General features: G+C 61.5%; 20 protein-coding genes. 16 read left to right on the forward strand and 4 right to left on the reverse strand.

Annotation, left to right across the window (positions count from 1 at the left end):
* The 7 genes from CFI11_RS06495 to CFI11_RS06525 all read left to right on the forward strand — a co-directional run bounded on the left by CFI11_RS06495 (position 1) and on the right by CFI11_RS06525 (position 8,925).
* Positions 1–2,745, forward strand: coding sequence for a tetratricopeptide repeat protein (locus CFI11_RS06495; protein ID WP_130404209.1), 2,745 nt, complete (start codon positions 1–3; stop codon positions 2,743–2,745).
* Positions 2,742–3,770, forward strand: a complete 1,029-nt coding sequence (locus CFI11_RS06500; protein ID WP_130404211.1) for an alginate lyase family protein — start codon at positions 2,742–2,744, stop codon at positions 3,768–3,770. Before CFI11_RS06495 ends, CFI11_RS06500 begins: the two co-directional genes overlap by 4 nt.
* A 279-nt stretch (positions 3,771–4,049) precedes the next feature.
* Entirely contained in the window at positions 4,050–5,120 is a 1,071-nt protein-coding gene (locus tag CFI11_RS06505; protein WP_130404213.1) for a Hint domain-containing protein, read from the forward strand.
* A 186-nt stretch (positions 5,121–5,306) separates the two neighbouring features.
* The gene (gene rpsD / locus CFI11_RS06510; protein ID WP_130404215.1) at positions 5,307–5,927 is read left to right on the forward strand and encodes a 30S ribosomal protein S4; all 621 of its coding nucleotides are present in this window, start codon (positions 5,307–5,309) and stop codon (positions 5,925–5,927) included.
* A gap of 114 nt (positions 5,928–6,041) precedes the next feature.
* Positions 6,042–7,124 carry a histidinol-phosphate transaminase gene (gene hisC, locus CFI11_RS06515; protein WP_130404217.1) on the forward strand — a complete coding sequence of 361 codons (1,083 nt, stop codon included), beginning with the start codon at positions 6,042–6,044 and terminating at the stop codon, positions 7,122–7,124.
* On the forward strand, positions 7,121–8,044 hold the full coding sequence (locus CFI11_RS06520; protein WP_130404219.1) for a prephenate/arogenate dehydrogenase family protein: 924 nt from the start codon (positions 7,121–7,123) through the stop codon (positions 8,042–8,044). The genes hisC and CFI11_RS06520 overlap by 4 nt, the downstream gene beginning before the upstream one ends.
* A 143-nt stretch (positions 8,045–8,187) precedes the next feature.
* A complete protein-coding gene (locus tag CFI11_RS06525; protein ID WP_371687481.1) occupies positions 8,188–8,925 on the forward strand; it encodes an extensin family protein in 738 nt (245 codons plus the stop codon).
* Here CFI11_RS06525 and CFI11_RS06530 read toward each other — a convergent pair.
* Positions 8,922–9,926, reverse strand: a complete 1,005-nt coding sequence (locus CFI11_RS06530; protein ID WP_130404223.1) for a DUF2125 domain-containing protein — start codon at positions 9,924–9,926, stop codon at positions 8,922–8,924. The genes CFI11_RS06525 and CFI11_RS06530 overlap by 4 nt on opposite strands.
* A gap of 65 nt (positions 9,927–9,991) precedes the next feature.
* Between CFI11_RS06530 and CFI11_RS06535 the strand changes: the two genes are divergently transcribed.
* The 3 genes from CFI11_RS06535 to CFI11_RS06545 all read left to right on the forward strand — a co-directional run bounded on the left by CFI11_RS06535 (position 9,992) and on the right by CFI11_RS06545 (position 14,284).
* Complete coding sequence (locus CFI11_RS06535) at positions 9,992–10,522, forward strand: gamma-glutamylcyclotransferase (RefSeq protein ID WP_130404225.1); 531 nt, start codon at positions 9,992–9,994, stop codon at positions 10,520–10,522.
* A gap of 72 nt (positions 10,523–10,594) precedes the next feature.
* Positions 10,595–11,788, forward strand: a complete 1,194-nt coding sequence (locus CFI11_RS06540; RefSeq protein WP_130404227.1) for a biopolymer transporter ExbB — start codon at positions 10,595–10,597, stop codon at positions 11,786–11,788.
* Positions 11,789–11,791: 3 nt separating this feature from the next.
* Positions 11,792–14,284: a peptidoglycan -binding protein gene (locus CFI11_RS06545; RefSeq protein WP_130404229.1), complete on the forward strand. Its 2,493-nt coding sequence runs from the start codon at positions 11,792–11,794 to the stop codon at positions 14,282–14,284.
* A gap of 29 nt (positions 14,285–14,313) precedes the next feature.
* Here the strand turns inward: CFI11_RS06545 and CFI11_RS06550 are convergent, their stop codons facing one another.
* The 3 genes from CFI11_RS06550 to gloB all read right to left on the reverse strand — a co-directional run bounded on the left by CFI11_RS06550 (position 14,314) and on the right by gloB (position 18,550).
* A complete protein-coding gene (locus CFI11_RS06550; protein WP_130404231.1) occupies positions 14,314–15,282 on the reverse strand; it encodes a M23 family metallopeptidase in 969 nt (322 codons plus the stop codon).
* A 1-nt stretch (position 15,283) separates the two neighbouring features.
* Complete coding sequence (gene clpA, locus CFI11_RS06555) at positions 15,284–17,608, reverse strand: ATP-dependent Clp protease ATP-binding subunit ClpA (RefSeq protein ID WP_130404232.1); 2,325 nt, start codon at positions 17,606–17,608, stop codon at positions 15,284–15,286.
* Positions 17,609–17,782: 174 nt separating this feature from the next.
* A complete protein-coding gene (gloB, locus tag CFI11_RS06560) occupies positions 17,783–18,550 on the reverse strand; it encodes a hydroxyacylglutathione hydrolase (RefSeq protein WP_174843485.1) in 768 nt (255 codons plus the stop codon).
* 61 nt (positions 18,551–18,611) lie between these two features.
* Between gloB and CFI11_RS06565 the strand changes: the two genes are divergently transcribed.
* The 6 genes from CFI11_RS06565 to CFI11_RS06590 all read left to right on the forward strand — a co-directional run bounded on the left by CFI11_RS06565 (position 18,612) and on the right by CFI11_RS06590 (position 24,582).
* Positions 18,612–19,358, forward strand: coding sequence for a methyltransferase domain-containing protein (locus tag CFI11_RS06565; RefSeq protein ID WP_130404234.1), 747 nt, complete (start codon positions 18,612–18,614; stop codon positions 19,356–19,358).
* A 355-nt stretch (positions 19,359–19,713) separates the two neighbouring features.
* Entirely contained in the window at positions 19,714–20,274 is a 561-nt protein-coding gene (locus CFI11_RS06570; protein WP_130404236.1) for a F0F1 ATP synthase subunit delta, read from the forward strand.
* Positions 20,275–21,813 carry a F0F1 ATP synthase subunit alpha gene (gene atpA, locus CFI11_RS06575; protein ID WP_130404238.1) on the forward strand — a complete coding sequence of 513 codons (1,539 nt, stop codon included), beginning with the start codon at positions 20,275–20,277 and terminating at the stop codon, positions 21,811–21,813. It abuts the gene before it with no gap.
* Between the two features lie 14 nt (positions 21,814–21,827).
* Complete coding sequence (locus tag CFI11_RS06580) at positions 21,828–22,697, forward strand: F0F1 ATP synthase subunit gamma (protein WP_130404240.1); 870 nt, start codon at positions 21,828–21,830, stop codon at positions 22,695–22,697.
* A 22-nt stretch (positions 22,698–22,719) separates the two neighbouring features.
* Positions 22,720–24,144 carry a F0F1 ATP synthase subunit beta gene (gene atpD, locus CFI11_RS06585; RefSeq protein ID WP_130404242.1) on the forward strand — a complete coding sequence of 475 codons (1,425 nt, stop codon included), beginning with the start codon at positions 22,720–22,722 and terminating at the stop codon, positions 24,142–24,144.
* 12 nt (positions 24,145–24,156) lie between these two features.
* Positions 24,157–24,582 carry a F0F1 ATP synthase subunit epsilon gene (locus CFI11_RS06590; RefSeq protein ID WP_130404244.1) on the forward strand — a complete coding sequence of 142 codons (426 nt, stop codon included), beginning with the start codon at positions 24,157–24,159 and terminating at the stop codon, positions 24,580–24,582.
* Positions 24,583–24,712: the final 130 nt, after the last annotated feature.

Genomic DNA, 24,712 nt, shown 5'->3' on the forward strand with positions numbered 1-24,712 from the left:
ATGAAACGACTTACCGCATCCGTGCTCACCGCTGGCCTTCTGGCTGCGGCCATCCCTGCCGCTCCGGTCCAGGCGCGCACGCTTGAACTGGCCTTCATGCCGCCTCAGATCCAGCCGCAACATGTCTGTGGTCCGGCGAGCCGTGAAAGCAAAGAGGACGATCTTGAAATCGAAGGCGGAGATGCCGAGCTGAACGACCGCGTCCGCGCGCGATACCTGCGCCGGGACATTCAGCGTCTGCAAGCGCGATCACCCGACGCCTCGTTCGACTTCATCCAGACCCTTATCTCCCGTCTGGCCATCGTGGATCCCGATTTTGCCGGAAGCGATGAGCTTATTGCCCGCATCCAGCTTTATGTCGATGCGGGTCGCTTTGACGCGCTGCACCAGGCGGGGCTTGTCGGTCAGCTTCGGCAGATGGCCGATGCGATGACCAACAACGACAAGCTGCAACTGTCGCAGTTTTACCTTAACGGGATCGGTGTGGATCCTGACCCGGATTTCGCATTGGGTCTGATCCGTGACGCGGCATTTGACGGCAACGCCAACGCCTTGCTGAGCCTTGCGCGCATGGAACTTCAGGGGACGCCCGTGCCCGGATGGGACGCCCCGCTGGATCTGACGGTGACGATGGCGTTCGGCGGTATTCTGGGGCAATTGAACCGCACGGTCTGCAAACGGGCTGAACGCATCGCGCAGGAATACCTGAATGGCGAAATCGTCTCGCCCAATCCCGGTATCTCTTATGCATGGTACAAGTTCGCCGCCGACATGGGCAGCGCGAACGCGGCCTGGCGGGTTGTCGAGTTTCACCTCGCAGCCGATGCGGTGGAGAAAGACAATCGCATCATGATCGAATATCTGCGCCTTGCGGTCGAACGTGGCATCACGCTCGATCAGGGGCAATTCGATCAGATCAAGTCGTCCGGGGCCGCCACCGAGGAAGAGCTTCTCGATATCCTGGGCTATAACCACAGCAACGATGACGGGCGCAATCGACCGTCCATTGCCCCCTATCTTCAGATGGCCGTCAATATCGACGGTGAGCGCGCTGACGATGACAGCTTTTACATGGACTACCTGCGCGAGCTGACGCAGCTCGACACCGCGCCGGGCTGGGTCTTTACCAGGCTAGCCAAGGAAACACTTGTGCGTCGCGGACGCTGGGCCGGCGAGCCCGAGGCGATGGCCCTTTTCGAAGAGGCGACGCTGCGCGGTGATCCCGAGGGCCAGCAGCTTCTGGGTCTCAAGCTGGTGCGGTGGCGCGACGATCCTGTCAAACTGAACCGGGCGATTGACCTTCTGACCGACACGGTCACCCGGTATGGCATGATGGCGTCGATGGACCATCTCGACGGGATCTATCGCTGCAAGGCACCCGATGCCCCGCTCCTGCGGGAGGCGGATCTATGGGCGGAAAACTACCGTGCATCCGAACACGAGACCGTGGGGGTCAGCGCAACCGATCTGATCGCTCTGGATCCGTTCAAGGAGCCTTTGACAATCGCGCAGATCCAAACCCAGGCGCTTGGCGGACGTATCCAGTCGCTTGCGCATTATGTGCAGCGCGTTCAGGTTTCCGATTGGGCGTCGGCACGGGCGGACCGGCTGTGGGCGGCACGTCTTGACCGGTCGGATCAGGCGCTTGAGGCCTTTGCCGAGCTCGAATTCGAGCTTGCCACCAACCCGGCTGAACGCCGACTGGCCATCGAACTCTTCCGCAGGGTCTACCTGAACAACGGGGTGACGACGGCGCTTGATCTGGCGATCGCACTTGTCGAGGACAATGCGAAAAAGCCGGAAATCGCCGAAGAAATCCTGGATCTTCTGACCCGTGCGGGCAATCGGGGCGAAGGGGCCGCAATCCGGCTGAAGTCACGTCTGCTGGCGGACACGGTGCCGGCCTACGAAGTCTTTCAGGAATATGAGGACGAGATCGAGGCGCGAGGTGATTTTCTGGCTTTGATGTTCGCAATTCCGTTTGTGTCAGCCGAAAAAGCGGCGGATTACTTCGACCGCGCGGTCTCGCTGATGGCCTGCGGCACGAAAGATGTCGAGGAGTTGGGCGACGCGCATGCGATCCGGATGGATCCGCGCATGTCGTTTCACTGGCGTCAGGTCGGTCTTGCCATCGAAGGGGGGCATGTTCTGTCCAAGCTCCGCCTGTCGGACCGTCAGATGGAGGCGTTCAATGAAGGCGCCGCCCCGACCGAGCTGGAGGTCTATCAGCGGCTGCTGGCCGAAGGCAAAACCTCGGCGCATCGCAGCCTCTTCCGTCTGACGGCCAATCCGGATCTCGAAACCTATGATCCTGACGCAGCGGCGCAGCACATGCTCGCGTTGCTTGGTCAGGGCGCGGCGGGCGATAGGTCGTGGGTTTTGTCGACCTTCCGCCGGGCCGATGAAGATGTCCGCGCGCTCATCTCCGAGCAATTCGACATGACGGACCTTTACCTGAAGGCTTCGCAAAGTGGCGATGTCGCGGCCAAGTTCGAATTCGGCCTGCTGCTGCGCGACACCGCGCGCGCGCCCAGCGATCTTGCCAACTCGGCCCGTTGGTTGAGGGAGGCCGCAGAGGCCGGCAATGCCGATGCCATGGCCGAATTCGGCTACGCCCTGGCATACGGCATCGGCGTGCAGAAAAACGTGAAGGAGGCAATTCAGTGGCTGGAGCATGCAGCGACAACCGGAAACCGTCGGGCAGAAGATCTCGTCTCGCTCTTGCGACTGAGCGTTGTACGATGAGGCTCGCCGCTGCTGTCCTCGGTCTCGCGTTGGGGCAGGCGGCCTTGCCGGCCCACGCCGACACGCCCGAATGCGCGCCCGGCCATCAACCGGTTTTCAGCCTTGATTACGGCAGTCGCTACAAGGCCGACAGCGAGACGCGATCCGACCTGGACGAGCAGGCCAATGCAGAGGTGGACGAAGCGCTTGGACCGGTGGATGACTTTATCCGCGATCTCGCGCATAGCGCACGAGGGCTTTACGATGCCGAAGGTGATCCGCAACAGACGGCCGATTGCCTGCTCGATCATATGGCCGTCTGGGCCGAAGCCGGGGCGCTTCGGGATCTGCGCAGCCACACGTCGAACCTGACGATTGGCTCTCGGCTGGCCGGTTTCGGGCTGATCCTGGATCAGGCGCTCCCAATGGCGCGCGACGCGAAAAAGGCCGAGGCCATCAAATCCTGGCTCTACGATCTTGCGCGGCGCCAGATGGTGTTCTGGGAAGAAGACGCGCATGACGGGTCGCGTCAGGGCAATCTGCGTGCCTGGGCGGCTCTGGCGGTTAACGTGGCCGGAGATCTCAACGAGGATCCCATTATGCAGGGATGGTCGGCCTGGTCCATGCGGTACATTCTATGCAAGGCCTCGCCCGATGGCAGTCTTCCCCAGGAAATGACGCGCGGCGCGTTTGCCTATCACTATCAGCTCCATGCAATCGCGCCTCTGGTTGTGACATCGGCCCGACTGGCCCGGCAGGGTCAGCCGATGATGTCGGAATGCGACCATGCCCTGGCGCGGATCGTCAGGTTTGCGATCGACGATATGCAGACCGGCGCGGCAACCGCCGCGATTGCCGGTGAGGTCCAGAATTACTTTGACGGGTCGCGCGAGCTCAAGCCGTTCAACTTTGCCTGGCTCGAGGCCTATCTGACACTCGATGCCGATCCGGCGATTGCGCAGTTGGCGAACGATATGCGTCCGCTCCGAAACTCCAAGCTGGGCGGCGATCAAACTCTGATGTGGGGAGACCGTATTGATGGCTGATAATCTCTTTAGACCACGCCAAACATCCCGAACCGGCGTACGCCAGCACCGTTGCGCAGGCCTGGTTCTCTATTGGAACCCCCATCGCTTGGGGCGCCTTGTCTGCACGTCTTCGCTGCATGTCGTGAAACCGGTCCAGGCCGCCAATCAGGCAGCCGCTCCGCGAAAACGTTGAAAAACGTGCGGTAACGCACTGAGATATGTGAATAAAGTCTTTGCCTCATGCTCGCCCATTTGGTACGGTTGGGCATAAAAATAAGTTGAGGCAGAGCAATCGGTATGAAAACGGGCTTTCGGGGCACGTTTGTCATTTCCTGGTCGCAAACAGAAATAGACGGATTGGCGGCTGCACCTCAGTCAGCCATCGAAGCGGGTGCGACGTGGTCGTGGCAGGGGGAACCCCTGCGCGTGGATGGTCCCAATTCTGTTTTGCATCTGGAACGGGCGGACCAAGACAGTCAGTTGAGACGGCGCGCGGCCCGGATGGTCCGTCGTCTTGTGGGGGCGGCCCTGGACGACACGTCCCACCTCGTCGATGTCGACGTCGAAATAGACGATGCGGTGCCCGAGAGCGGGTTTGTGGTAACCGATGGGCGCCTCAGCTACACGATTACCGTCATTGAGACCGGCCCCCAATCGCAGCCGCTTTTAATGTTTCTCGATGCGATCCCGCCCAGGGGCGTGGATCTCTGGGTTGTTCATCACGCCCTGCGCGAACCCCTTGCAGGTCCCGGTGATCCGGCCAGCGGTGGTGTGATCTGCTTCACGCCCGGCGCGCGGATCTCGACGCCGGGCGGGTCCTGTGCGGTCGAGGATTTGCAGGTCGGAGACCGGGTGATGACCCGCGACAACGGCCCGCAAGAGGTGATGTGGATCGGCTCTCGCCGTATGACAGGGGCACGGCTTTTCGCGATGCCGCATCTGCGCCCTATCCGGCTGCGCCCCGGCGCGCTCGGGATCGAACGACCCGATCAGGAGCTTCTGGTGTCGCCCGAACATCGGATGCTTGTCCGCGGTGCGGCGGCCCGCGACCTTTTCAATTCCGACGAGGTCCTCGTGCCTGCGCGCGATCTGGTCAACGGGTCGACCATTTCGGTCGATCTGACCCTGCCCGAGGTCACGTATGTGCATCTCCTCCTGCCCAGTCACCAGATTGTCTGGGCCAATGGCGTGGAGGCCGAAAGCTTCCATCCCGCCAATACCGCGCTGACCACATTGGATGTGACGGATCGTCAGCGACTTCTCCGGATCTTCCCGGAGTTTGAAACAGATCCGCATCTCTATGGCAGTTATGCGCGGCGCAACCTGTCCCGTCCCGAGGCCGCTCTTTTGATGCACAAGGCGGCCTAGGCCTCCTGGCCGATCCTGCACGGTTGACATACCAAGGAAGCGGCGTATAAGCGCGGCTTCATTGGTGTTGGTGGACCCCGCAAGGGGAGGCCTGTCGGAGCAATCGCTCAGAGGACAACGCCCTTCATATGCCGCGACGACGCCCAAAAGGGCGGAGGAGCAGCGCCCTTAAGAAGGAGATCAGCCGTGACCAAACGCACGTCTGCCAAGTACAAAATCGACCGCCGTATGGGCGAAAACATCTGGGGCCGCCCCAAATCCCCCGTCAACCGCCGTGAATACGGCCCCGGCCAGCACGGTCAGCGCCGCAAGGGCAAGCTGAGCGATTTCGGCATCCAGCTGCGCGCCAAGCAAAAGCTCAAAGGCTACTATGGCGACCTCACGGAAAAGCAGTTCCGCCGCATCTATGCCGAGGCCGAGCGGGTCAAAGGCGACACCGGTGAAAACCTCATCGGCCTGCTGGAGCGTCGTCTTGACGCCGTCGTCTACCGCGCGAAATTCGTGCCCACCGTCTTCGCCGCGCGTCAATTCGTGAACCATGGCCATGTTAAGGTGAACGGCAAAAAGGTCAACATCCCCTCCTACCGTGTGAAAGAGGGTGACGTGATCGAAGTGCGCGACCGCTCCAAGCAGCTGGCCGTCCTGCTCGAGGCCACGCAACTGCCCGAACGCGACGTGCCCGATTACATCGACGCTGACCATTCCAAGATGACCGCGACTTTCGTGCGGACGCCGGGCCTCGGCGACGTGCCTTATCCGGTCATGATGGAACCCAATCTCGTCGTGGAATTCTACGCGAAGAACTGATCTTCGCCCAATCCAAACCGAAAGGCCGCGACGGGACCCCGCCGCGGCCTTTTTGCATCTGCACTGGTCAGGGCAGGGACCCCTCGCTAGAACACACCGAAAGGGGACAGACAGATGACACCGATCACGCCGCAGCCCGGGATCATGGAGATTGCGCTTTACGAAGGCGGCAAATCCGCCATCGCCGGCCGATCAGACGTGCTCAAGCTAAGCTCGAATGAAAACCCTCTGGGTCCTCCGCCCTCAGCCGTCGCTGCCATGGCCGAAGCGGCGCAACGGGCGCATCTCTACCCGCCCACTGATCATGCCGACCTGCGCCAGGCGATTGCCGAAATCTACGGGCTTGAAGTCGAACGGCTGATCTGCGGCGTCGGCTCGGACGAGGTGCTGCAATTCATCTGCCAGGCCTTCAGCGGCCCCGGGGACGAGATCATCTACACCGAACACGGCTTCTCCATGTATCCGATCCTGGCCCACATGGCCGGCGCCACACCCATCAAGGTGGCCGAGCGGGAGCGGGTTGTGAATGTCGATGCGATCCTGGCCGCAATCACTGACCAGACGCGCATCGTGATGCTGACCAATCCGGGCAATCCTACCGGCACGATCCTGCCGCTCTCCGAACTGGAGCGCCTGGCTGACGGTCTTCCGGGCCACGTGATCCTGGTCCTCGACTGCGCCTATATTGAATATGCCGTCGATCATGACGGGGGCGAAGAGCTTGCGCGCGCGCGTGACAATGTCATCATGACACGCACCTTTTCCAAGCTTTACGGCCTTGGCGGGCTGCGGATCGGGTTCGGCTATGGGCCGAAGGCGCTGATCGACATCCTGACGCGCATCAGGCAGCCCTTTAACCTCTCCGTTGTCCAACTTGCCGCGGCCGAGGCGGCGGCGCGGGATAGGCAATGGGCGACCGATTGCATTGCGCTCAATACCGCGCAGCGCGCGCGCCTGACCGGAGGTCTTCGTCAGTTTGGCATTGCCTGTGACGACAGCCATGCCAACTTTGTGCTCGCCCGGTTCGCCGACGAGGCTGAAGCCGATGCGGCTGAGGCACAATTCCGTGCATCCGGTATCCTTGTCCGTCAGGTCAAGGGCTACGGGTTCCCGAACGGATTGCGGATTACCGTCGGCCGGTCAGAAGATGTCGATCGCGTGCTGGAGGCGGTGGCGCTTTTCCGCAAAGCGGCATGAGCGCCCCGATCTACGACCGTGTGGCGCTGATCGGTCTGGGCCTGATCGCATCCTCGATGTTCTGGGCGATCAAACGTGCTGGTGTCGCGGCCGAGGTCACCGGCTATGCACGCAGCGCTGAAACCCGCGCGACCGCGCGGGAGATCGGGCTTTGTGACCGTGTCTGCGACAGCGCTGTGGACGCGGCGAAAGACGCCGACCTGATTGTCCTTTGCGTACCGGTCGGTGCGATGGGCGCGGTCGCCGAGGAGATTGCACCGGCCCTGAAAAACGGGGCCACGGTGACCGATGTCGGATCCGTCAAGCGTCACGTCATCTCTGCCGTGGCACCTCACCTGCCTGACCATGTCCATTTCGTGCCCGGTCATCCGATGGCGGGAACGGAGCATTCCGGTCCAACCAGCGGATTTGCCGAGCTTTTCGACAATCGCTGGTGCCTTCTGGTGCCTGTGGAAAACACGCCGTCCGATCCTGTCGATAGGCTTAGCCGGTTCTGGCGGGCTCTGGGGGCCAATGTCGAAGTTATGGAGCCTGATCATCACGATCTCGTTTGTGCTGTGACCAGCCATGCGCCACACCTCATCGCTTACACGATGGTGGGCGTCGCGGACGACCTGCGGCGTGTCACAGACAGCGAGGTCGTGAAGTTTTCCGCCGCCGGCTTTCGGGACTTTACCCGCATCGCAGCAAGCGATCCAACGATGTGGCGGGACGTGTTCCTGACCAACAAGGATGCCACGCTGGAGATCCTGGGACGGTTCACCGAAGAGCTCTTTGCGCTGCAACGCGCCATCCGCACGGGGGACGGTGATCATCTGTTTGACTATTTCACCCGAACGCGCTCCATTCGGCGGGGTATCATCGAGGCGGGTCAGGATACGGACGCGCCAGACTTCGGGCGGGGGGCAACACAGCGGTGAAAAGGATCTGGGGAGGAGTTCTGGCCTGTTTTTTGGCTATTCCTGCAGCCTCTGAGGCGCCGGATCATTCTCCCCGACCTGTCTTGCGCGGCGGCGAAACTCTGACTGCGCCTGTTCGCCCAAGGCTTCGCCCGGCAGAGCAGATCGTGAGCCGGGCACTCACGCCCGATCTGACGCAGCCTTTGGCTGCTGCGGCCCCACGTCTTCGCCCTGCGCTGCGTCCTCCGTCCGAGCAGGCGGTACAGACCGCTGCCCGCCCGGGGGATCTGCCGCTGTTCGGTCCGCTGACGTCCCTGCGCCCCGGGTTGCGGCCTGACGGGATTTTTCAGAGAGCCATGGCCAAGCGGCGCGAGCAGCGCAGGGGCGCGATCTGTGGCAGCCTCGACATCCAGGGGGAGGAGGTCGGTTTCGTTCCCGGCCGGATCAACGGATGCGGCATCAGCGAGGCCGTGCGTGTCCGGTCAGTGTCGGGCATAGTGCTCAGCCAAAGCGCGCTGATGGATTGCAACACCGCGCAAGCGCTCAAAACCTGGGTCGACAAGGGTGTCAAACCGGCCCTGCGCAGCAAGGGCCAGCTTGTCGAACTGCGTGTCGCCGCTCATTACGCCTGCCGGACCCGCAACAATCAGCGTGGTGCGCGGATTTCGGAACACGGCAAGGGCCGCGCCATCGACATCTCGGGCTTTCGCATGGCCGACGGAGAGGTGATCACCGTGCTCAATGGCTGGAATGCGCGTGGAACGCGAAATGCCCTGCGCAAGATGCACCGGGCGGCTTGCGGTCCGTTCGGCACGGTGCTTGGACCGAATTCGGATCGGTTCCATCAGGACCATTTCCACTTTGACACGGCGCGTTACCGCAGCGGCCCCTTCTGCCGTTAACGCAGAATGAAACGCGGTGCCGGGCCCAAGGGGATCGGGCCAAGCGCCACGAAGCCGTTTCGCAGGTTCAGTTGCACATCCAGCGTCTGTGGGTTGCCGCTGAGCCCTGCAAGCATGCTGAAAACCCGTTCGGTCGGGGTCATGAGGTCGGCTGGCAACGCCCCGGAGCGTTGCGCCATGTCCAGCATGTCGCGCCAATTCTCCGCCTTGATCGCAATGACGCCATCCGGGATGCCTTCCGCGTCGACGTCAAAGCTCCCTGCCGCGCGAACCCGTAAAGCACCCCAATGCGCGTCCATTTCCTTTAGGTCGACGCGGCGCGGTTGCGGGCGGGATTGCTCAAGGGCGGCCCGGTCCCAGGGTCTTGTGAAGGTCACAGTCATGTCGAGGGTCAACGCATCGAAACTTGGCGGCAACGTTTCTGAAATGGCGGCAATCTCGCGGAGCCGTGGTCCCGGCGTGAATGTCTGGGAATTGGCATCTATGAGATAGGTCGCGGGATCGTCTGTCTGCCGCATCGCCAGAACAAGGCTGTCCGCCGCGATGAGTTTGGCGCCATCGGCTGTCGTCAGCGTCCAGGGCCCCGCAGTCAATGCCATCTCTTCCAGCTCAAGGGCCAGGCCTGGATGAAGACGCAGGTCCGCAACCATGTCTTGAGGCGTCAAGATCACGGTCTCATCGAAATAGGACATGCGCTGGGGTGCATCCGCGAAACGGACCGACATGTGGCCTGGCCAGATCGCGGGGCTTTCAAAGGTCAGAGCCGCACTTCTCCATGCCGTTCCGTTGACCGGATCCGCCAGGGCCGGGTTGGTGAGCTTGGTGATATGGCGCAGCGGAAAGCCGTCTGTTCCGATGTCGGCGAAGTCGGCCTGCCATCCCTGAGCCTCTTGTGCGGAAAACCACGCCCCGATGCTTTGGCGCATGCCATAGGCGCTGGCCCACCAATAAGCGGACCAGAGACCGATGAGGACCAGACATATCGTGATCAAACGGCGCATGGTTCTGCTCTTTCCCTGCCTTCGTTGCCAAGGTTATAAGGCGGCTGCGGGAAAGGACCAAGACGATGACGATGTGGGTGTTCGGATATGGCTCCCTTTTGTGGAACCCGGGCTTCGCAGTGGCAGAAACGCGGGTCGCGCGGCTCAGCGGCTATGCGCGCTCTTTCTGCATGCGCTCCATTCATCATCGCGGAACAGAGGACGAGCCTGGTCTGGTGCTGGCACTTGATGCGGTCCGCGGCGCCAGTTGTCAGGGCATGGCGCTTGCTGTTGCCGCGGGCGAAGAGGATCGCACGCTCGATTACCTCAGAGAGCGCGAGCTGATCTCCTCGGCCTATCTTGAGAAGAATTTGACGGTTGAACTGCAGAACGGTCCCGCCGTTGAGGCGGTCACCTATGTCATCGACCCCCATCACGGGCAGTATTGCGGCGGTATGGATCTGGAAGAGCAGGCCCAGATCATCGCAAAGGCCGTCGGCGGACGGGGCCCCAACACCGAGTATCTCTTTAATACGGCCCAACATTTGACCGATGTCGGCCTGCACGATCCTGAATTGGACTGGCTGGCTGCACGGGTGCGACGGCTGACCGCATAAACCCTTGGCTCTGAGGCGATTTCTTCTGTAGTGTCCAAGCCAACAGACCAAGAACGCGCAGGAGCTGGGCGCATGGCGCATCCAGACCACGAGGCCAGACCGCAGTTTTCCCAACCCATCCGGCAGATCCTGTTGATGCTGCTGGTTTTGGGCCTGTCCGGCCTTGGTGCCTTTGTCGCTTTGCCGCGCGTTTTGCCGGTGTTCGAGGCAAATCCCTATCTCAACAGCTTCATTCTGTTCGTCTTCGTGATCGGGGTGGTGGCCTGTTTCTGGCAGGTGCTCCAGTTGATCGGTTCGGTGCGCTGGATCGAGGAATTCGCGGCGGGCGAGACGAACCAGGCCGCGGCACCGCGCATTCTGGCCCCGCTCGCATCGCTTCTGCGCGCGCGAGGGGCGCGCATGCAGCTTGGCGCGACCTCGACACGTTCGATCCTGGATTCTGTGGCGCAACGGATCGACGAGGCGCGCGAGATCACGCGTTATATCGTGAGTTTGCTCATCTTCCTGGGCCTTCTGGGCACATTTTACGGGCTGGCGACCACCGTGCCGGCCGTTGTCGACACGATCCGCAGTCTTGCCCCGCAAGACGGGGAAGAAGGCGTTCAGGTGTTCAATCGCTTGATGACCGGCCTGGAAGCCCAGCTTGGCGGGATGGGCGTTGCTTTTGCGTCCTCGCTTCTCGGTCTGACCGGCTCTCTTATCGTCGGTCTGCTCGAACTTTTTGCCGGTCATGGTCAGAACCGCTTTTACCGCGAACTTGAGGAATGGTTGTCGTCGATCACTCGCGTCAGCTTTGCCTCGGGGGAGGAGGGGACTGGCGAAGGCAATGTCGTGGCCGGTGTCCTGGACCATATGACGGAGCAGATGGAACAGCTTCGCACGATGTTCGCGCAGTCCGATGCCGGGCGCGCCGACGTGGACCAGAAGCTGGGAGCGCTCGCCGGAGCTGTTGAGGAACTGGTCGCGCGGCTGGATCGTGGAGATGCCACCGCAGCTGCGCTTGACCGTGTCGCGGAGGGCCAGGACCGTCTGATCGACGTCATGACCGCGCAGCAATCCGGTGAAGGCATCGACGCGGAAAGCCGGATGCGCCTCCGCTCCATCGACGTTCAGATGCTTCGGATCCTTGAAGAAATCTCAGCCGGTCGACAGGAGAGCATGGCCGAATTGCGCAAGGACGTCGAAATGCTGGTCAAGGCGCTGGCACCGGGCCGCCCGGGTCCGCGCCCGGTGCGCGACGCGCCGAAAAACCGGCAGGGGGGCTAGGTCATGGCGCTCTCGCGGCGCACAGGGCAGCGATTTCAGGGTGCGATCTGGCCGGGTTTCGTGGATGCGATGACTGGCCTTTTGCTGGTTCTGATGTTCGTGCTGACCATCTTCATGGTGGTGCAGTTTGTCTTGCGTGAAACGATCTCGGGTCAAAAGAGCGAGCTTGACAGCCTCTCGGCCGAGGTCAGCGCCTTGGCCTCTGCCCTTGGACTGGAAGAACGCCGCTCCAACCAGCTTGAAGCGAGGATGGGGGCGCTTACGGCGACCTTGAACCAGGCGCAGGACGATCTGGACAGCCAGACAGCGCTGATCGCGTCTTTGCGTGCGGAGCGGGACAGCCAGGACCAGGCCCTGGCGGCTGCCGAGACACGTATCACCGGTTTCGAAGCCCAGGTCGCCGCTCTGCTTGCCGATCGGGACCGCGCGCTTGGAACGGTCGAGGAGCTTCGCGAGGAGCGCGCCGCCCTCTTGTCCGAGCAGGAAGCGCTGAACCTCGCCCTTGCCGAGAGTCGCGAGGAGGTGGATGCGCAGGCCGAGGCCGCCCGACTGGCGGCTGCACGCCGCGAAGCGCTTGATGCACTTGTCGCGGATCTGCGCGCCCAGGAAAGACAAAGCCGCGATGAGGTTTCCGCGCTTTCACAGCAGGTTGGATCGCTGCAGGAGAGGCTGACGGCGGAAGAAGAGGCCCGCCTGGTCGAAGCCGCCGCCGCCCAAGCCCTGCGCCAGCGGTTGGAAGAGGCCGATGCGGAACTGACGGCGATGACGCTGTCCCTCGAAGCGCAACGTCGCGACGCGGAAGAGACACTCACGCTGCTGGCGGCGGCAGAGGCGGCGCGTGATGATCTGGATGAGCGGCTGGCCGCGGCGCTTTTGCGGGCGCAAACGGCTGAGGCGCAGACGGCGGAACGGGATGCGCTTGCTGAAAGACTGACGATCGTTCTGTCGCAAATGCAGATCGCACAAAGTCAGAACAGCGAGATCGTGAATGCGCTGGAGGCCAACCTCGCGCGTCTGCAGGCGGAACTCGAGGCTTCTCAGATTGCTGCGGACGACGCTGTTGAGGCGCGGGCCGCTTTCGAACAGCAGATCGGCGAGGTGCGCGACCAACTTTCACAATCCCAACAAGCGGCCCGCACTGCGGAAAGCGCGCGCGCGGCCTTGGAAACGCAACTGGGTCAGACGCAGGACGATCTGAGGGCGGCACAGTCCAGCCTGACGTCAACCACGTCAGAGCAATCTGCCTTGAGAACCGAACTTGAGCGGCTCCAGTCCGAATTGGCCGCGGCCCGCACTGCCGCGTCGGCCAGCGCGGCTGAAACCGGCGATTTGCAGGCGAGCCTCGCTGAGACGCAAGCCGCGCTTGCCGAGGCACGGGGTGCAGCAGCGGATGCGGCCCAAAATCAGGCTGGGTTGTCTGACCGGATTTCGTCCCTCGAAGTCGAATTGCAGACCGCACGCAACACCGCAGAAAGCGCGACGGCGACACGCACGCGCCTGCAGGAAGAGCTTTCGCGAACTCAGGCCGAGCTTCGCGTGGCCCAATCGGATGCGTCCACGACAGCCCGTGACCGCGCCTCTATCGAAGCCCGGCTGCTGGAGGCTTTGGACGCGCTTGAGCGCGCCCAGACGGCGGCGTCTGATCAGGAGGTGCTGCGCGCCCGCTTGGTCGCGGCGCTTGCAGCGCAAGCCGAAGCCGAAGAACGGGCGCAGAACCAGCTCAGCCGTGCCGAACAGCGCGCAGCCCTTCTGGCCACGGCCAATGCGGCCTTGGCCGAGGAGGAGGCGGCCTCTGCCGAAAGCCAGAGGCAGACGGCGCTGCTCAACCAACAGGTTGCCGCGTTGCGCACGCAACTCAGCTCGCTTCAGGCCTTGTTGGACGAGGCGCAGGCACGCGATGTCGAAGCGCAGGTTCAGCTTGAAACGCTTGGCTCCGAACTCAACACCGCGCTTGCCCGTGTTGCAGCCGAAGAACGGCGTCGGCGCCAGCTTGAGGAGGCGGAGCGGCGGCGACTGGAAGCGGAGGCGCAGGATCTTGAGCGTTACCGTTCGGAGTTTTTCGGTCAATTGCGCGCGGTTCTCGACGATCAGGAAGGGGTTCGCGTGGTCGGGGATCGCTTTGTGTTCTCGTCGGAGGTGCTTTTTGATCCCGGCGAGGCGCAGCTTTCCCCCGCAGGCCGTCAGGAGATCGCCAATATCGCCGGTATCTTACGTGACATCTCTGCCGAGATCCCGGAGAACATTGATTGGGTGATCCGGGTGGACGGTCACACCGACAACGTGCCGCTGTCGGGCTTTGGCGAGTTTGCCGACAATTGGGAGCTGAGCCAGGCGCGGGCCCTCTCGGTCGTACGTTACATGGTAAATGCCCATGGCATCCCGCCGCAGCGTCTGGCCGCGAATGGCTTTGGTCAATATCAGCCGCTGAACCCGGCGAATAGCGATGTCGCACGGGCCCAGAACCGGCGTATCGAGTTGAAACTGACGGAACGGTAAAGTCCGGATCGACCGGGGGCGGATTTGTGTTAGGGAATGCTGATCGTCACGCTTTGTGTATCAAGCACCGCGCCATCGCGTATAAGCTGGACGTCTCCATTATATTCCCCGGCTGGCCAGCGATCAGTGGTCAGCCGTTTTCCGGTCGCTCGAAAAAACTGCGCCTGATCCCGGTCCAGGGTGGTGCTGTGTGTGGCGATGGATCCTGCGGGCCCGGATAAGGTCAAGGCCATCACGTCGCCTGTTTGACCGCCAAAGGCAAATCCATAGACCACCAGGGCAGCGGCGTCGGCCCCAAGGCTGTCCCTTGCCGCGCTTCCGTCCTTCACCGCGTCGTAGCTGGGCACATCCGTTGCCAGCCCCACATCCAGAATGGCCCCCGGAATATAGGACGGTGTGACATCCCAAAGGCTTTCGTCCGATGCGCCCTGGCATTCATGGGGCAGGGCAGCGTCAAATGGGTCGACAACCTCCCCGTTATGACGCACTGAAAGATGAAGGTGGGGGAATTGTGTGCGCCCGCTCAGGCCGACCTCTCCCAGCACTTCGCCCCTCTCGACGCTTTGTCCGGTTTGCACGCGGACAGATCCCTTGCGCAGGTGGCAGTATTGCGTTTCCCAGCCATTGGCGTGTTGGAGAACGACGCCATTGCCGCAGTCGCGCCCGTCCAGGGATGCAGCATCGTCCGGACCGAACAACCGGTCTTCCATCCCGTCCCTAAACCCGCGAACGGTTCCGGGCGCGCTGGCGATGACCTTTACTCCCTCGTCAAGCATGTCGAGTGTCGGGAGGGCGAAATCAGTGCCCTTGTGCCCGTCATAACTGAGCCCGTTGCAGCGGAAATCACGCGCACCGGGGCCGGGATCATGATCGACGAATTGTTGAATGTAACACTCGCTTCCAAGCTCACAATCAATCGGAAGAGACAATTGCAGATCGCTCGCCAGGAGTGGCCCGGCGAGCGATGACACACAAGCTGCAACGGCAGCGCGAAACATATCAGTCCGCGGTCAGAAGCGGGGGTTTGTCGCCCGAGAGGCGCGGGTTGTCCGGCCCCTCGATCTTCAGATCGAGCGCGCCGCCCTTCAGACCGACTTTGACAACGCCGCCCTTGGCAAGCTTGCCGAACAGCAGCTCTTCGGCCAACGGCTTCTTGATATGCTCCTGGATCACGCGACCCAGCGGGCGGGCGCCCATCTTGTCGTCATATCCCTTGTCAGCCAGCCATTCCGCAGCCGGGCGGGTCAGTTCAATCGTGACATTGCGGTCCAGCAACTGGGCTTCGAGCTGCAGGACGAATTTCTCGACCACCTGCAGGATCACCTCTTTCGGCAGCGGCGCGAAGGAGATGACGGCATCGAGCCGGTTGCGGAATTCGGGTGTGAACGTGCGCTCGATGGCGGCCGTATCTTCACCTTCCCGCCGATCCCGGCCAAACCCGATTGCCGCTTTCGCCTGCTCTGCCGCGCCGGCATTGGAGGTCATGATCAGAACCACGTTGCGGAAGCTGACAGTGCGTCCGTTATGGTCGGTCAGTTCGCCATGATCCATGACCTGAAGCAGGATGTTGTAGACATCCGGGTGAGCTTTTTCGATCTCATCGAGCAGCAGCACGCAATGAGGATGCTGGTCCACACCGTCGGTGAGCATGCCACCCTGGTCAAACCCGACATAGCCCGGGGGGGCACCGATCAGGCGGGAAACGGCGTGCTTCTCCATGTATTCCGACATATCGAAACGCAACAGTTCCACGCCCAGCGTATCGGCAAGCTGTTTGGCGACCTCGGTTTTCCCGACGCCGGTCGGGCCGGCGAACAGGTAATTGCCGATGGGCTTTTCTGGTTCACGCAAACCGGCGCGCGCCAGCTTGATCGCCGAAGAGAGCGCATCGATCGCTTTGTCCTGACCGAACACCACGCGCTTGAGGCTTGCCTCGAGGTCCTTGAGAACCTCGGCGTCGTCCTTGGACACGTTCTTGGGCGGGATGCGCGCGATTTTCGCGACCACGCCCTCGATCTCCTTGGTGCCGATGGTCTTGCGGCGTTTCGCGGCAATCACCAAATGCTGCGCCGCTCCGGCCTCGTCGATCACGTCGATGGCACTGTCGGGCAGCTTCCGGTCATTGATGTAGCGGGATGCAAGCTCCACCGAGGTCTTGATCGCGTCGGCGGTGTATTTGACGCCATGATGCTCTTCGAAATAGGGCTTGAGGCCTTTGAGGATCTTGGTGGCATCTTCGACCGAAGGCTCGTTCACGTCGATCTTTTGGAACCGGCGTGACAGCGCGCGGTCCTTTTCGAAATGCTGACGGAATTCCTTGTAGGTGGTAGAGCCCATCGTGCGCAGTTTGCCGCCCTGAAGGGCTGGTTTGAGCAGGTTGGAGGCATCCATCGCCCCGCCAGATGTCGCGCCCGCGCCGATCACGGTGTGGATCTCGTCGATGAACAGCACCGCATCCGGGTGATCTTCCAGTTCCGAGACGACGGCCTTCAGCCGCTCTTCGAAATCGCCGCGATATCGTGTACCTGCAAGTAAGGCACCCATGTCGAGGGAATAGATGGTGGTGTTTGCCAGCACCTCCGGCGTCTCTCCGGCCACGATCTTGCGGGCCAGACCTTCGGCGATCGCTGTTTTGCCCACGCCCGGGTCGCCCACCAGAAGCGGGTTGTTCTTGCGCCGACGGCAAAGCACCTGGATGCAGCGCTCGACCTCGTCATCGCGACCGATCAGCGGGTCGATATCGCCGCTGCGGGATTTCGCGTTCAGGTCCACGCAATATTTGGCAAGCGCGCTTTCCTTCTGCTCACCCTCTGTCGTGGCCTGGCTGGCCTCTTCCTCGCCCTCGCTGGCGCCGGTCACCGGTCGTGCTTCGCCATAGGCAGGGTCCTTGGCCACGCCGTGCGCGATGAAATTCACCGCATCATACCGTGTCATGTCCTGCTCCTGCAGGAAGTAGGCGGCATTCGATTCGCGCTCTGCGAAGATCGCGACCAGGACATTGGCGCCTGTCACCTCGGTGCGTCCGGACGATTGCACATGAATGGCGGCCCGCTGGATGACCCGCTGGAAGGCGGCTGTCGGCACAGCTTCGGACCCGTCGATTTCGGTCACGAGGTTCGAAAGATCCTCGTTCACGAACTCCGTCAGCGTGCTGCGCAGCTCATCGGTGTCGACTGAACATGCTTTCATCACGCGCGTCGCGTCGGGTTCGTCCAGCAGCGCCAGAAGCAGATGCTCCAGCGTTGCAAATTCATGCCTGCGCTCATTCGCCAGCGCCAGGGCTGCGTGAATGGCCTGCTCAAGTGTGTTCGAGAATGAAGGCACGCGCGTGCTCCTCTTATCTGGGTCGGGAGGGGAACGACTTGGGGCCGTGCCCCCGGACCAACCATGTCCTCATAGTATTAGAGTTTGGTTGATACCGCCCGAGCTTCAAGTTTTTTCTGTCTTCAAACGGTCACAAAAGCTGTGAGCGTGTTTCCGGCGCGTGATTATGCGGCGTCAGAAATTGTCCTTTCGGCGTCGTATCTCCGCAAAGACCTCCGCCGGATCCGCACCATCCATACCGATTGAATGTTGAAGGTGGGGCACAGCGGCCCGAAGGAAAGGGTTGGTTGCGTGTTCCAGCGACAAGAGCGATGGCACGGTGGGTTGACCGGCGGCACGCGCCTCGTCGACCTGCTGGATGCGAGATATAAGATCGGGATTTTCCGGTTCAATGGTGATGGCGAAAGCCCCGTTGGCCTTGGTATATTCATGACCTGAATAAACGAGCGTATCCCCGGGCAGGGCCGACAGTTTCGACAGGCTGTTCCACATCTGCGGCATCGTGCCCTCAAAGACGCGACCGCATCCAAGCGCCATCAGGCTGTCTGCCGTAAAGACCGCCTTGGAGGTTGGAAAGTGATAAGCGACATGTCCGACGGTGTGACCCGAGACATCCATGACCATGCCGTCTTCGGATCCAATCCGAATGGTGTCTCCATCGTTCAGCGCAATGTCGAGCGGCGGTAGCCTCGCCGCATCTTTTTGATGTCCGACGACCTGCGCGGGGTGTTTTGCAAGTATCTCTTTCAGCCCGTCGACGTGATCATAGTGATGATGGGTGATCAGCGCGTGGCTCAGACGCCATCCCCGGGCGTCGAGCGCATCCAGAATCGGTGCCGCCTCTGGCGCGTCCACAAGGGCCGTATCTCCGGTCTCGGCGTCATGCGCAAGGAAGGCGTAATTGTCTGACAGGCAGGGAACGGTCACGATGTCCAGAGGCATGGTCTTTCGCCCTTTCATTGTTAACATGGTGGCAGCTTGGCGGATCATACGGGCAGTCGCAATGCATCTTGATGTGCAGGATCTTCGGAACTTCTATTATCGCTCGGCCCTTGGCCGGGCAGCACAGGCCTCCATGCGGCTGCGGTTGCGCGATTTGTGGCCCGAGGCGAAGGGGCAGACCGTTGCGGGCTTTGGCTTTGCAACACCCTTGCTGCGCCCCTATCTGAACGACGCGCGTCGGGTGTTGGCGCTGATGCCCGGACCTCAGGGCGTGATGCCTTGGCCCGCCGGCCTGCCCAATGTCTCTGTTCTGACCGAAGAAACACTCTGGCCGGTCGAAACCGGTCATGTCGACAAGCTGATCATGCTTCACGGCCTGGAAACGTCCGAGCGGCCCTCGGAACTGTTGGAGGAATGCTGGCGGGTGCTCGGCCCCGGAGGAAAAGCCCTCTTCATCGTGCCGAACCGGGCGGGGCTCTGGTCGCGCAGTGATCGCACACCGTTCGGCTTTGGCCGCCCCTATACGCCTGGCCAGCTTGAAAGCCAGTTGCGCAAACATCAGTTCCTGCCCGAACGGCATAGCGCGGCGATCTATCAGATGCCGTCCGAGCGGCGGATCTGGATGAAGGCAGGCGCGCTTTTCGAAAAGGTTGGGCGTCGCATGCCTGCAATGATCGCAGGCGGCGTTTTCATGGTCGAGGCATCAAAGCGGGTCTATCCGCCGAAAGGAAAGATCTCCAAAGTGCCCGAACGGCGCGCCATCGGTGTCCTGGAAGGCATGACAGAGCCTGTTCCCGGGCGTGCATAGTCCCTTGTCGACCTGGGAGATTATCCTGCCGATCCGCGGAATGTGCGTTTCTCAGCCTCTTGGCGGCAAAGATCGCCCTCTTTGCGAGCATTTCACTCACGTGAATCGGGTAAAAACTGCAATATACGTGTCTGTTTCGTGAACTTTCTGCGCGCGCAAACGGTCGCACTTTGGCTAAGTCTCTGCAATCGTTAACTTTCTGCAAAATCCCGTTATCGCTATACCTTGTTGCGAGGTTGATAGGGCTCTGCTACATCCACGCTGATTTTGACGACCTGAGGCCGATCAGGGACGTTTAACGCCCCCGGGGCTGCTCGCTCGCGCGCTGCCGGGGCCAAATATCGGAAGGGTGGACGTGTCCGAACCAGCTTCGATTTCAGGTGGCATTGCCGAACGATATGCTACCGCGATTTTCGACATTGCCAAAGAGAACGATAACCTGTCGGGACTTGAAAGCTCTGTCAATGACCTCACCGCAGCTTTGGACGACAGCAGCGATTTGAGAGACCTGATATCTTCCCCGGTCGTGTCCCGTGCCGATCAGGGCGCTGCGATCACCGCGATCGCCAAGAAAATGGGCGTCGCCCCCGTGATGCGCAAAAGCCTTGGTCTTATGGCCGAAAAGAGACGTCTTTTCGTTTTGCCCTACCTTCTTCGTGCGCTGCGCGATCTGATTGCGGAAGAGCGTGATGAAGTCACCGCCGAGGTGACAAGCGCCAAGGCGCTCACCAAGACGCAGGCGGACAAGCTTGCAAAAACTCTGGCCGAACGTGTCGGAAAAACCGTGAACATCAATGCGACGGTCGATGAAAGCCTCATCGGCGGTCTTGTCGTCAAAGTGGGCTCGAAGATGATCGACACCTCGATCCGCTCGAAGCTGAACTCCCTCCAGAATGCAATGAAAGAGGTCGGATAAATGGGTATCCAAGCAGCAGAGATTTCTGCGATCCTGAAGGACCAGATCAAGAACTTTGGTCAGGAAGCCGAAGTCGCCGAAGTGGGCCGCGTGCTGAGTGTCGGCGACGGGATTGCCCGTGTCTATGGCCTCGACAACGTGCAAGCCGGTGAAATGGTCGAATTCCCCGGCGGCATTCAAGGCATGGCGCTGAACCTCGAAGCCGACAATGTTGGGGTCGTGATCTTCGGCTCCGACCGGGACATTAAAGAAGGCGATGTCGTCAAGCGCACGAACTCTATCGTGGACGTGCCAGCCGGGGATGCGCTTTTGGGCCGTGTTGTGGACGCACTGGGCAATCCGCTGGACGGCAAGGGCCCCATCGAAGCGTCCGAGCGTCGCGTGGCCGACGTGAAGGCGCCTGGCATCATCCCGCGTAAATCGGTGCATGAGCCGATGGCGACCGGCCTGAAATCCGTGGACGCGATGATCCCGATCGGTCGTGGCCAGCGCGAACTGATCATTGGTGACCGTCAGACCGGCAAGACCGCCGTGGCGCTCGACACGATCCTGAACCAGAAGGTCTATAACGACGCGGCGGGCGATGACGAGAGCAAGAAGCTTTACTGCGTTTACGTTGCGGTTGGCCAGAAACGTTCGACCGTGGCCCAGCTTGTGAAGAAGCTGGAAGAGACCGGCGCCATCGACTACTCCATCGTCGTGGCCGCCACCGCGTCCGAACCGGCGCCGATGCAGTTCTTGGCGCCTTACGCCGCAACCGCGATGGCCGAGTATTTCCGCGACAACGGCAAGCACGCGCTGATCATCTATGATGACCTCAGCAAACAGGCCGTGTCCTACCGCCAGATGTCGCTGCTGCTGCGCCGCCCGCCGGGACGCGAAGCCTATCCGGGCGACGTTTTCTACCTCCACTCCCGTCTGCTGGAGCGGTCGGCGAAACTGAACGAGGACAACGGTGCGGGTTCTCTCACGGCTCTGCCGATCATCGAAACCCAAGGCGGAGACGTGTCGGCGTTTATTCCGACCAACGTGATCTCGATCACCGACGGCCAGATCTTCCTTGAAACCGAACTGTTCTACCAGGGCATCCGCCCCGCCGTGAACACCGGTCTGTCGGTGAGCCGTGTGGGCTCCTCCGCCCAGACCAACGCGATGAAATCTGTGGCTGGCCCGGTGAAGCTGGAACTGGCGCAGTATCGTGAGATGGCGGCCTTTGCCCAGTTCGGCTCTGACCTTGATGCGGCCACCCAGCAGTTGCTGAACCGTGGTGCGCGTCTGACCGAACTGATGAAACAGCCGCAATACTCGCCTCTGACCAACGCGGAAATCGTTTGCGTGATCTTCGCCGGCACCAAGGGCTATCTCGACAAGGTTGACGTGCGTGATGTCGGACGGTTCGAGGCAGGCCTGCTGTCGCATCTGCGTGGCAAGAACCAGGATCTGCTGGACTGGATCACCAACGAGGATCCCAAGATCAAGGGTGAGGCCGAAGACAAGATCAAAGCTGCGCTCGACGAGTACGCCGCGACCTTCGCATAAGGAGAGAGACGGCAATGCCAAGTCTCAAGGACCTTAAAAACAGGATCGAGTCGGTCAAATCGACCCGCAAGATCACCAAGGCGATGCAGATGGTCGCCGCGGCCAAACTGCGCCGCGCCCAGGAAAGCGCCGAAGCCGCGCGCCCCTATGCCGAACGGTTCAATGCCGTTCTGGCCGGGCTGGCGGCCTCGGTCGGCGGCAGCGACAGCGCGCCCAAATTGCTGACCGGTACGGGCAGCGATCAGGTGCATCTGCTTGTTGTCATGACGGCGGAGCGGGGCCTTTGCGGGGGCTTCAACTCCAACATCGCGAAACTGGCGCGCCAGCATGCCGACAAGCTGAAAGCCGAAGGCAAGACGGTGAAGATCCTCACCGTCGGCAAAAAGGGCCGCGATCAGATGAAGCGCGGCTACGGCGATCTTTTCATCGGTCATGTTGACATGACCGAGGTGAAGCGCGTGGGCTATACCGACGCGCAGAACATCGCCAAGGACGTGCTGGCCCGCTTCGATGCAGGCGAGTTCGATGTGGCCACGATCTTCTTCTCGAAATTCGAGAATGTCGTCAGCCAGATCCCCACGGCCCAGCAGATCATTCCTGCCTCGTTCGAAGAGACCGAGGGCGAAACCACGCTTTATGATTACGAGCCGGACGAAGAGGCGATCCTTGCCGATCTTCTGCCGCGCGGCGTGGCCACGCAGATTTTCGCGGCGTTGCTGGAAAACGGCGCGTCCGAGCAGGGTGCCCGGATGTCGGCGATGGACAACGCGACGCGCAATGCGGGCGAGATGATCGACAAGCTGACCATCCAATTCAACCGCTCGCGTCAGGCCGTCATCACCAACGAGCTGATCGAAATTATTTCCGGCGCCGAAGCGCTGTAAGAGAGAACCGGAGAAACGAAACATGGCCAATGCAAAAGGCAAAATCACGCAGATCATCGGGGCCGTCGTCGACGTGCAGTTCGATGACGCTCTGCCTGAGATTCTGAACGCGCTGGAAACCGACAACAACGGCAAGATGCTGGTTCTCGAAGTGGCGCAGCACCTGGGCGAAAACACCGTCCGGACCATCGCGATGGACGCAACCGAAGGTTTGGTGCGCGGTCAGGACGTGACCGACACTGACGGCCCGATCACCGTGCCTGTCGGTGACGCAACGCTGGGCCGGATCATGAACGTCGTGGGCGAGCCTGTGGACGAAAAAGGCCCGATCGGCGCGGAAGAGACCCGTTCGATTCACGCCGAAGCGCCCGAATTCGCGGCCCAGTCGACCGCATCGGAAATCCTGGTGACCGGCATCAAGGTCATCGATCTGCTGGCCCCTTACGCGAAGGGCGGTAAGATCGGTCTCTTCGGCGGTGCGGGCGTGGGTAAAACCGTGCTTATTCAGGAGCTTATCAACAACATCGCCAAGGTGCACTCGGGCTATTCGGTGTTTGCCGGCGTGGGTGAGCGGACCCGTGAAGGCAACGACCTTTATTACGAATTCATCGAATCCGGTGTCATCGACGCCGAAGACCTGACCAAATCCAAAGTGGCGCTGGTCTACGGTCAGATGAACGAGCCTCCGGGCGCACGGATGCGTGTTGCGCTGTCGGGCCTGACCATGGCGGAGCAGTTCCGCGACGCCTCCGGCACCGACGTTTTGTTCTTTGTCGACAACATCTTCCGCTTCACGCAGGCGGGCTCCGAAGTGTCCGCTCTGCTGGGCCGGATCCCATCCGCTGTGGGTTACCAGCCGACCCTCGCCACCGACATGGGCGCGATGCAGGAGCGGATCACCTCGACCACGAACGGCTCCATCACCTCGGTGCAGGCCATCTATGTGCCCGCGGACGACCTGACCGACCCCGCGCCGGCGACCTCGTTTGCGCACCTCGACGCCACCACCGTTCTCAGCCGTGCTATCTCCGAGCTGGGTATCTACCCGGCCGTGGACCCGCTCGATTCGACTTCGCGCGTTCTGGACCCGGGTGTTGTGGGCGAGGAGCATTATCAGGTGGCGCGTGACGTGCAGGGGATCCTGCAGCGCTACAAGTCGCTTCAGGACATCATCGCCATCCTCGGCATGGATGAACTGAGCGAAGAGGACAAGCTGACCGTGGCCCGCGCCCGGAAAATCCAGCGCTTCCTGTCGCAGCCTTTCGACGTGGCCGAAGTTTTCACCGGTTCGCCCGGCGTGCAGGTGCCGCTTGACGATACGATTGCCTCGTTCAAGGCGGTTGTGGCCGGTGAGTACGATCACCTCCCCGAAGGCGCCTTCTACATGGTGGGTGGCATCGAGGAAGTGAAAGCCAAAGCCGAGAAAATGGCCGCAGACGCGGCCTAAGGAGCACGCCTGATGGCAGAGACAATGCAATTCGACCTGGTATCGCCCGAACGAAGCCTGGCTTCGCTTCAGGTGACATCGGTCCAGATCCCCGGATCGGAAGGCGATATGACGGCGATGCCCGATCATGCGCCCACGATCACGACCTTGCGTCCGGGTCTTCTGCGGGTTGAAAGCGCGGAAGGCACCAAGGAATACGTGGTCACCGGCGGTTTCGCCGAGATCGGTGCCGCAGGTCTTTCGGTGCTGGCCGAACGGGCCGTTCCGCGTGCGGACATGACCCAGGCGGATATGGATGCGATGGTGGCCGAAGCCCGCGAAGCGCACAAGAGCGCGCAGGACACGTTCCAGAACGAACCGGGTCCCGTGGATGATGCAGCCAAGCTGTTGTCGGACATGGTCGCGATGGGCGAAGAGATCGGCCTTTCTTCGAAGTAACGCCCTGTTCCTCGACGTAACGAAAAAGACAGGCGCTCTCGGGCGCCTGTCTTTTTTATATGGACTTTGGGCCGCATTTTGGTCCCAATCCCGGATTATGTTGTTATTTGTGACCTAAGATTCCACAGGC

Source organism: Thalassococcus sp. S3 (genome assembly GCF_004216475.1).
Taxonomy (GTDB): Bacteria; Pseudomonadota; Alphaproteobacteria; order Rhodobacterales; family Rhodobacteraceae.

Coding starts and splice junctions, on each gene's coding strand:
- CFI11_RS06495 (WP_130404209.1), top strand. CDS start 1: ATGAAACGACTTACCGCATCCGTGCTCACCGCTGGCCTTCTGGCTGCG.
- CFI11_RS06500 (WP_130404211.1), top strand. CDS start 2,742: ATGAGGCTCGCCGCTGCTGTCCTCGGTCTCGCGTTGGGGCAGGCGGCC.
- CFI11_RS06505 (WP_130404213.1), top strand. CDS start 4,050: ATGAAAACGGGCTTTCGGGGCACGTTTGTCATTTCCTGGTCGCAAACA.
- hisC (WP_130404217.1), top strand. CDS start 6,042: ATGACACCGATCACGCCGCAGCCCGGGATCATGGAGATTGCGCTTTAC.
- CFI11_RS06520 (WP_130404219.1), top strand. CDS start 7,121: ATGAGCGCCCCGATCTACGACCGTGTGGCGCTGATCGGTCTGGGCCTG.
- CFI11_RS06530 (WP_130404223.1), bottom strand. CDS start 9,926: ATGCGCCGTTTGATCACGATATGTCTGGTCCTCATCGGTCTCTGGTCC.
- CFI11_RS06535 (WP_130404225.1), top strand. CDS start 9,992: ATGACGATGTGGGTGTTCGGATATGGCTCCCTTTTGTGGAACCCGGGC.
- CFI11_RS06540 (WP_130404227.1), top strand. CDS start 10,595: ATGGCGCATCCAGACCACGAGGCCAGACCGCAGTTTTCCCAACCCATC.
- CFI11_RS06545 (WP_130404229.1), top strand. CDS start 11,792: ATGGCGCTCTCGCGGCGCACAGGGCAGCGATTTCAGGGTGCGATCTGG.
- CFI11_RS06550 (WP_130404231.1), bottom strand. CDS start 15,282: ATGTTTCGCGCTGCCGTTGCAGCTTGTGTGTCATCGCTCGCCGGGCCA.
- gloB (WP_174843485.1), bottom strand. CDS start 18,550: ATGCCTCTGGACATCGTGACCGTTCCCTGCCTGTCAGACAATTACGCC.
- CFI11_RS06565 (WP_130404234.1), top strand. CDS start 18,612: ATGCATCTTGATGTGCAGGATCTTCGGAACTTCTATTATCGCTCGGCC.
- atpA (WP_130404238.1), top strand. CDS start 20,275: ATGGGTATCCAAGCAGCAGAGATTTCTGCGATCCTGAAGGACCAGATC.
- CFI11_RS06580 (WP_130404240.1), top strand. CDS start 21,828: ATGCCAAGTCTCAAGGACCTTAAAAACAGGATCGAGTCGGTCAAATCG.
- atpD (WP_130404242.1), top strand. CDS start 22,720: ATGGCCAATGCAAAAGGCAAAATCACGCAGATCATCGGGGCCGTCGTC.
- CFI11_RS06590 (WP_130404244.1), top strand. CDS start 24,157: ATGGCAGAGACAATGCAATTCGACCTGGTATCGCCCGAACGAAGCCTG.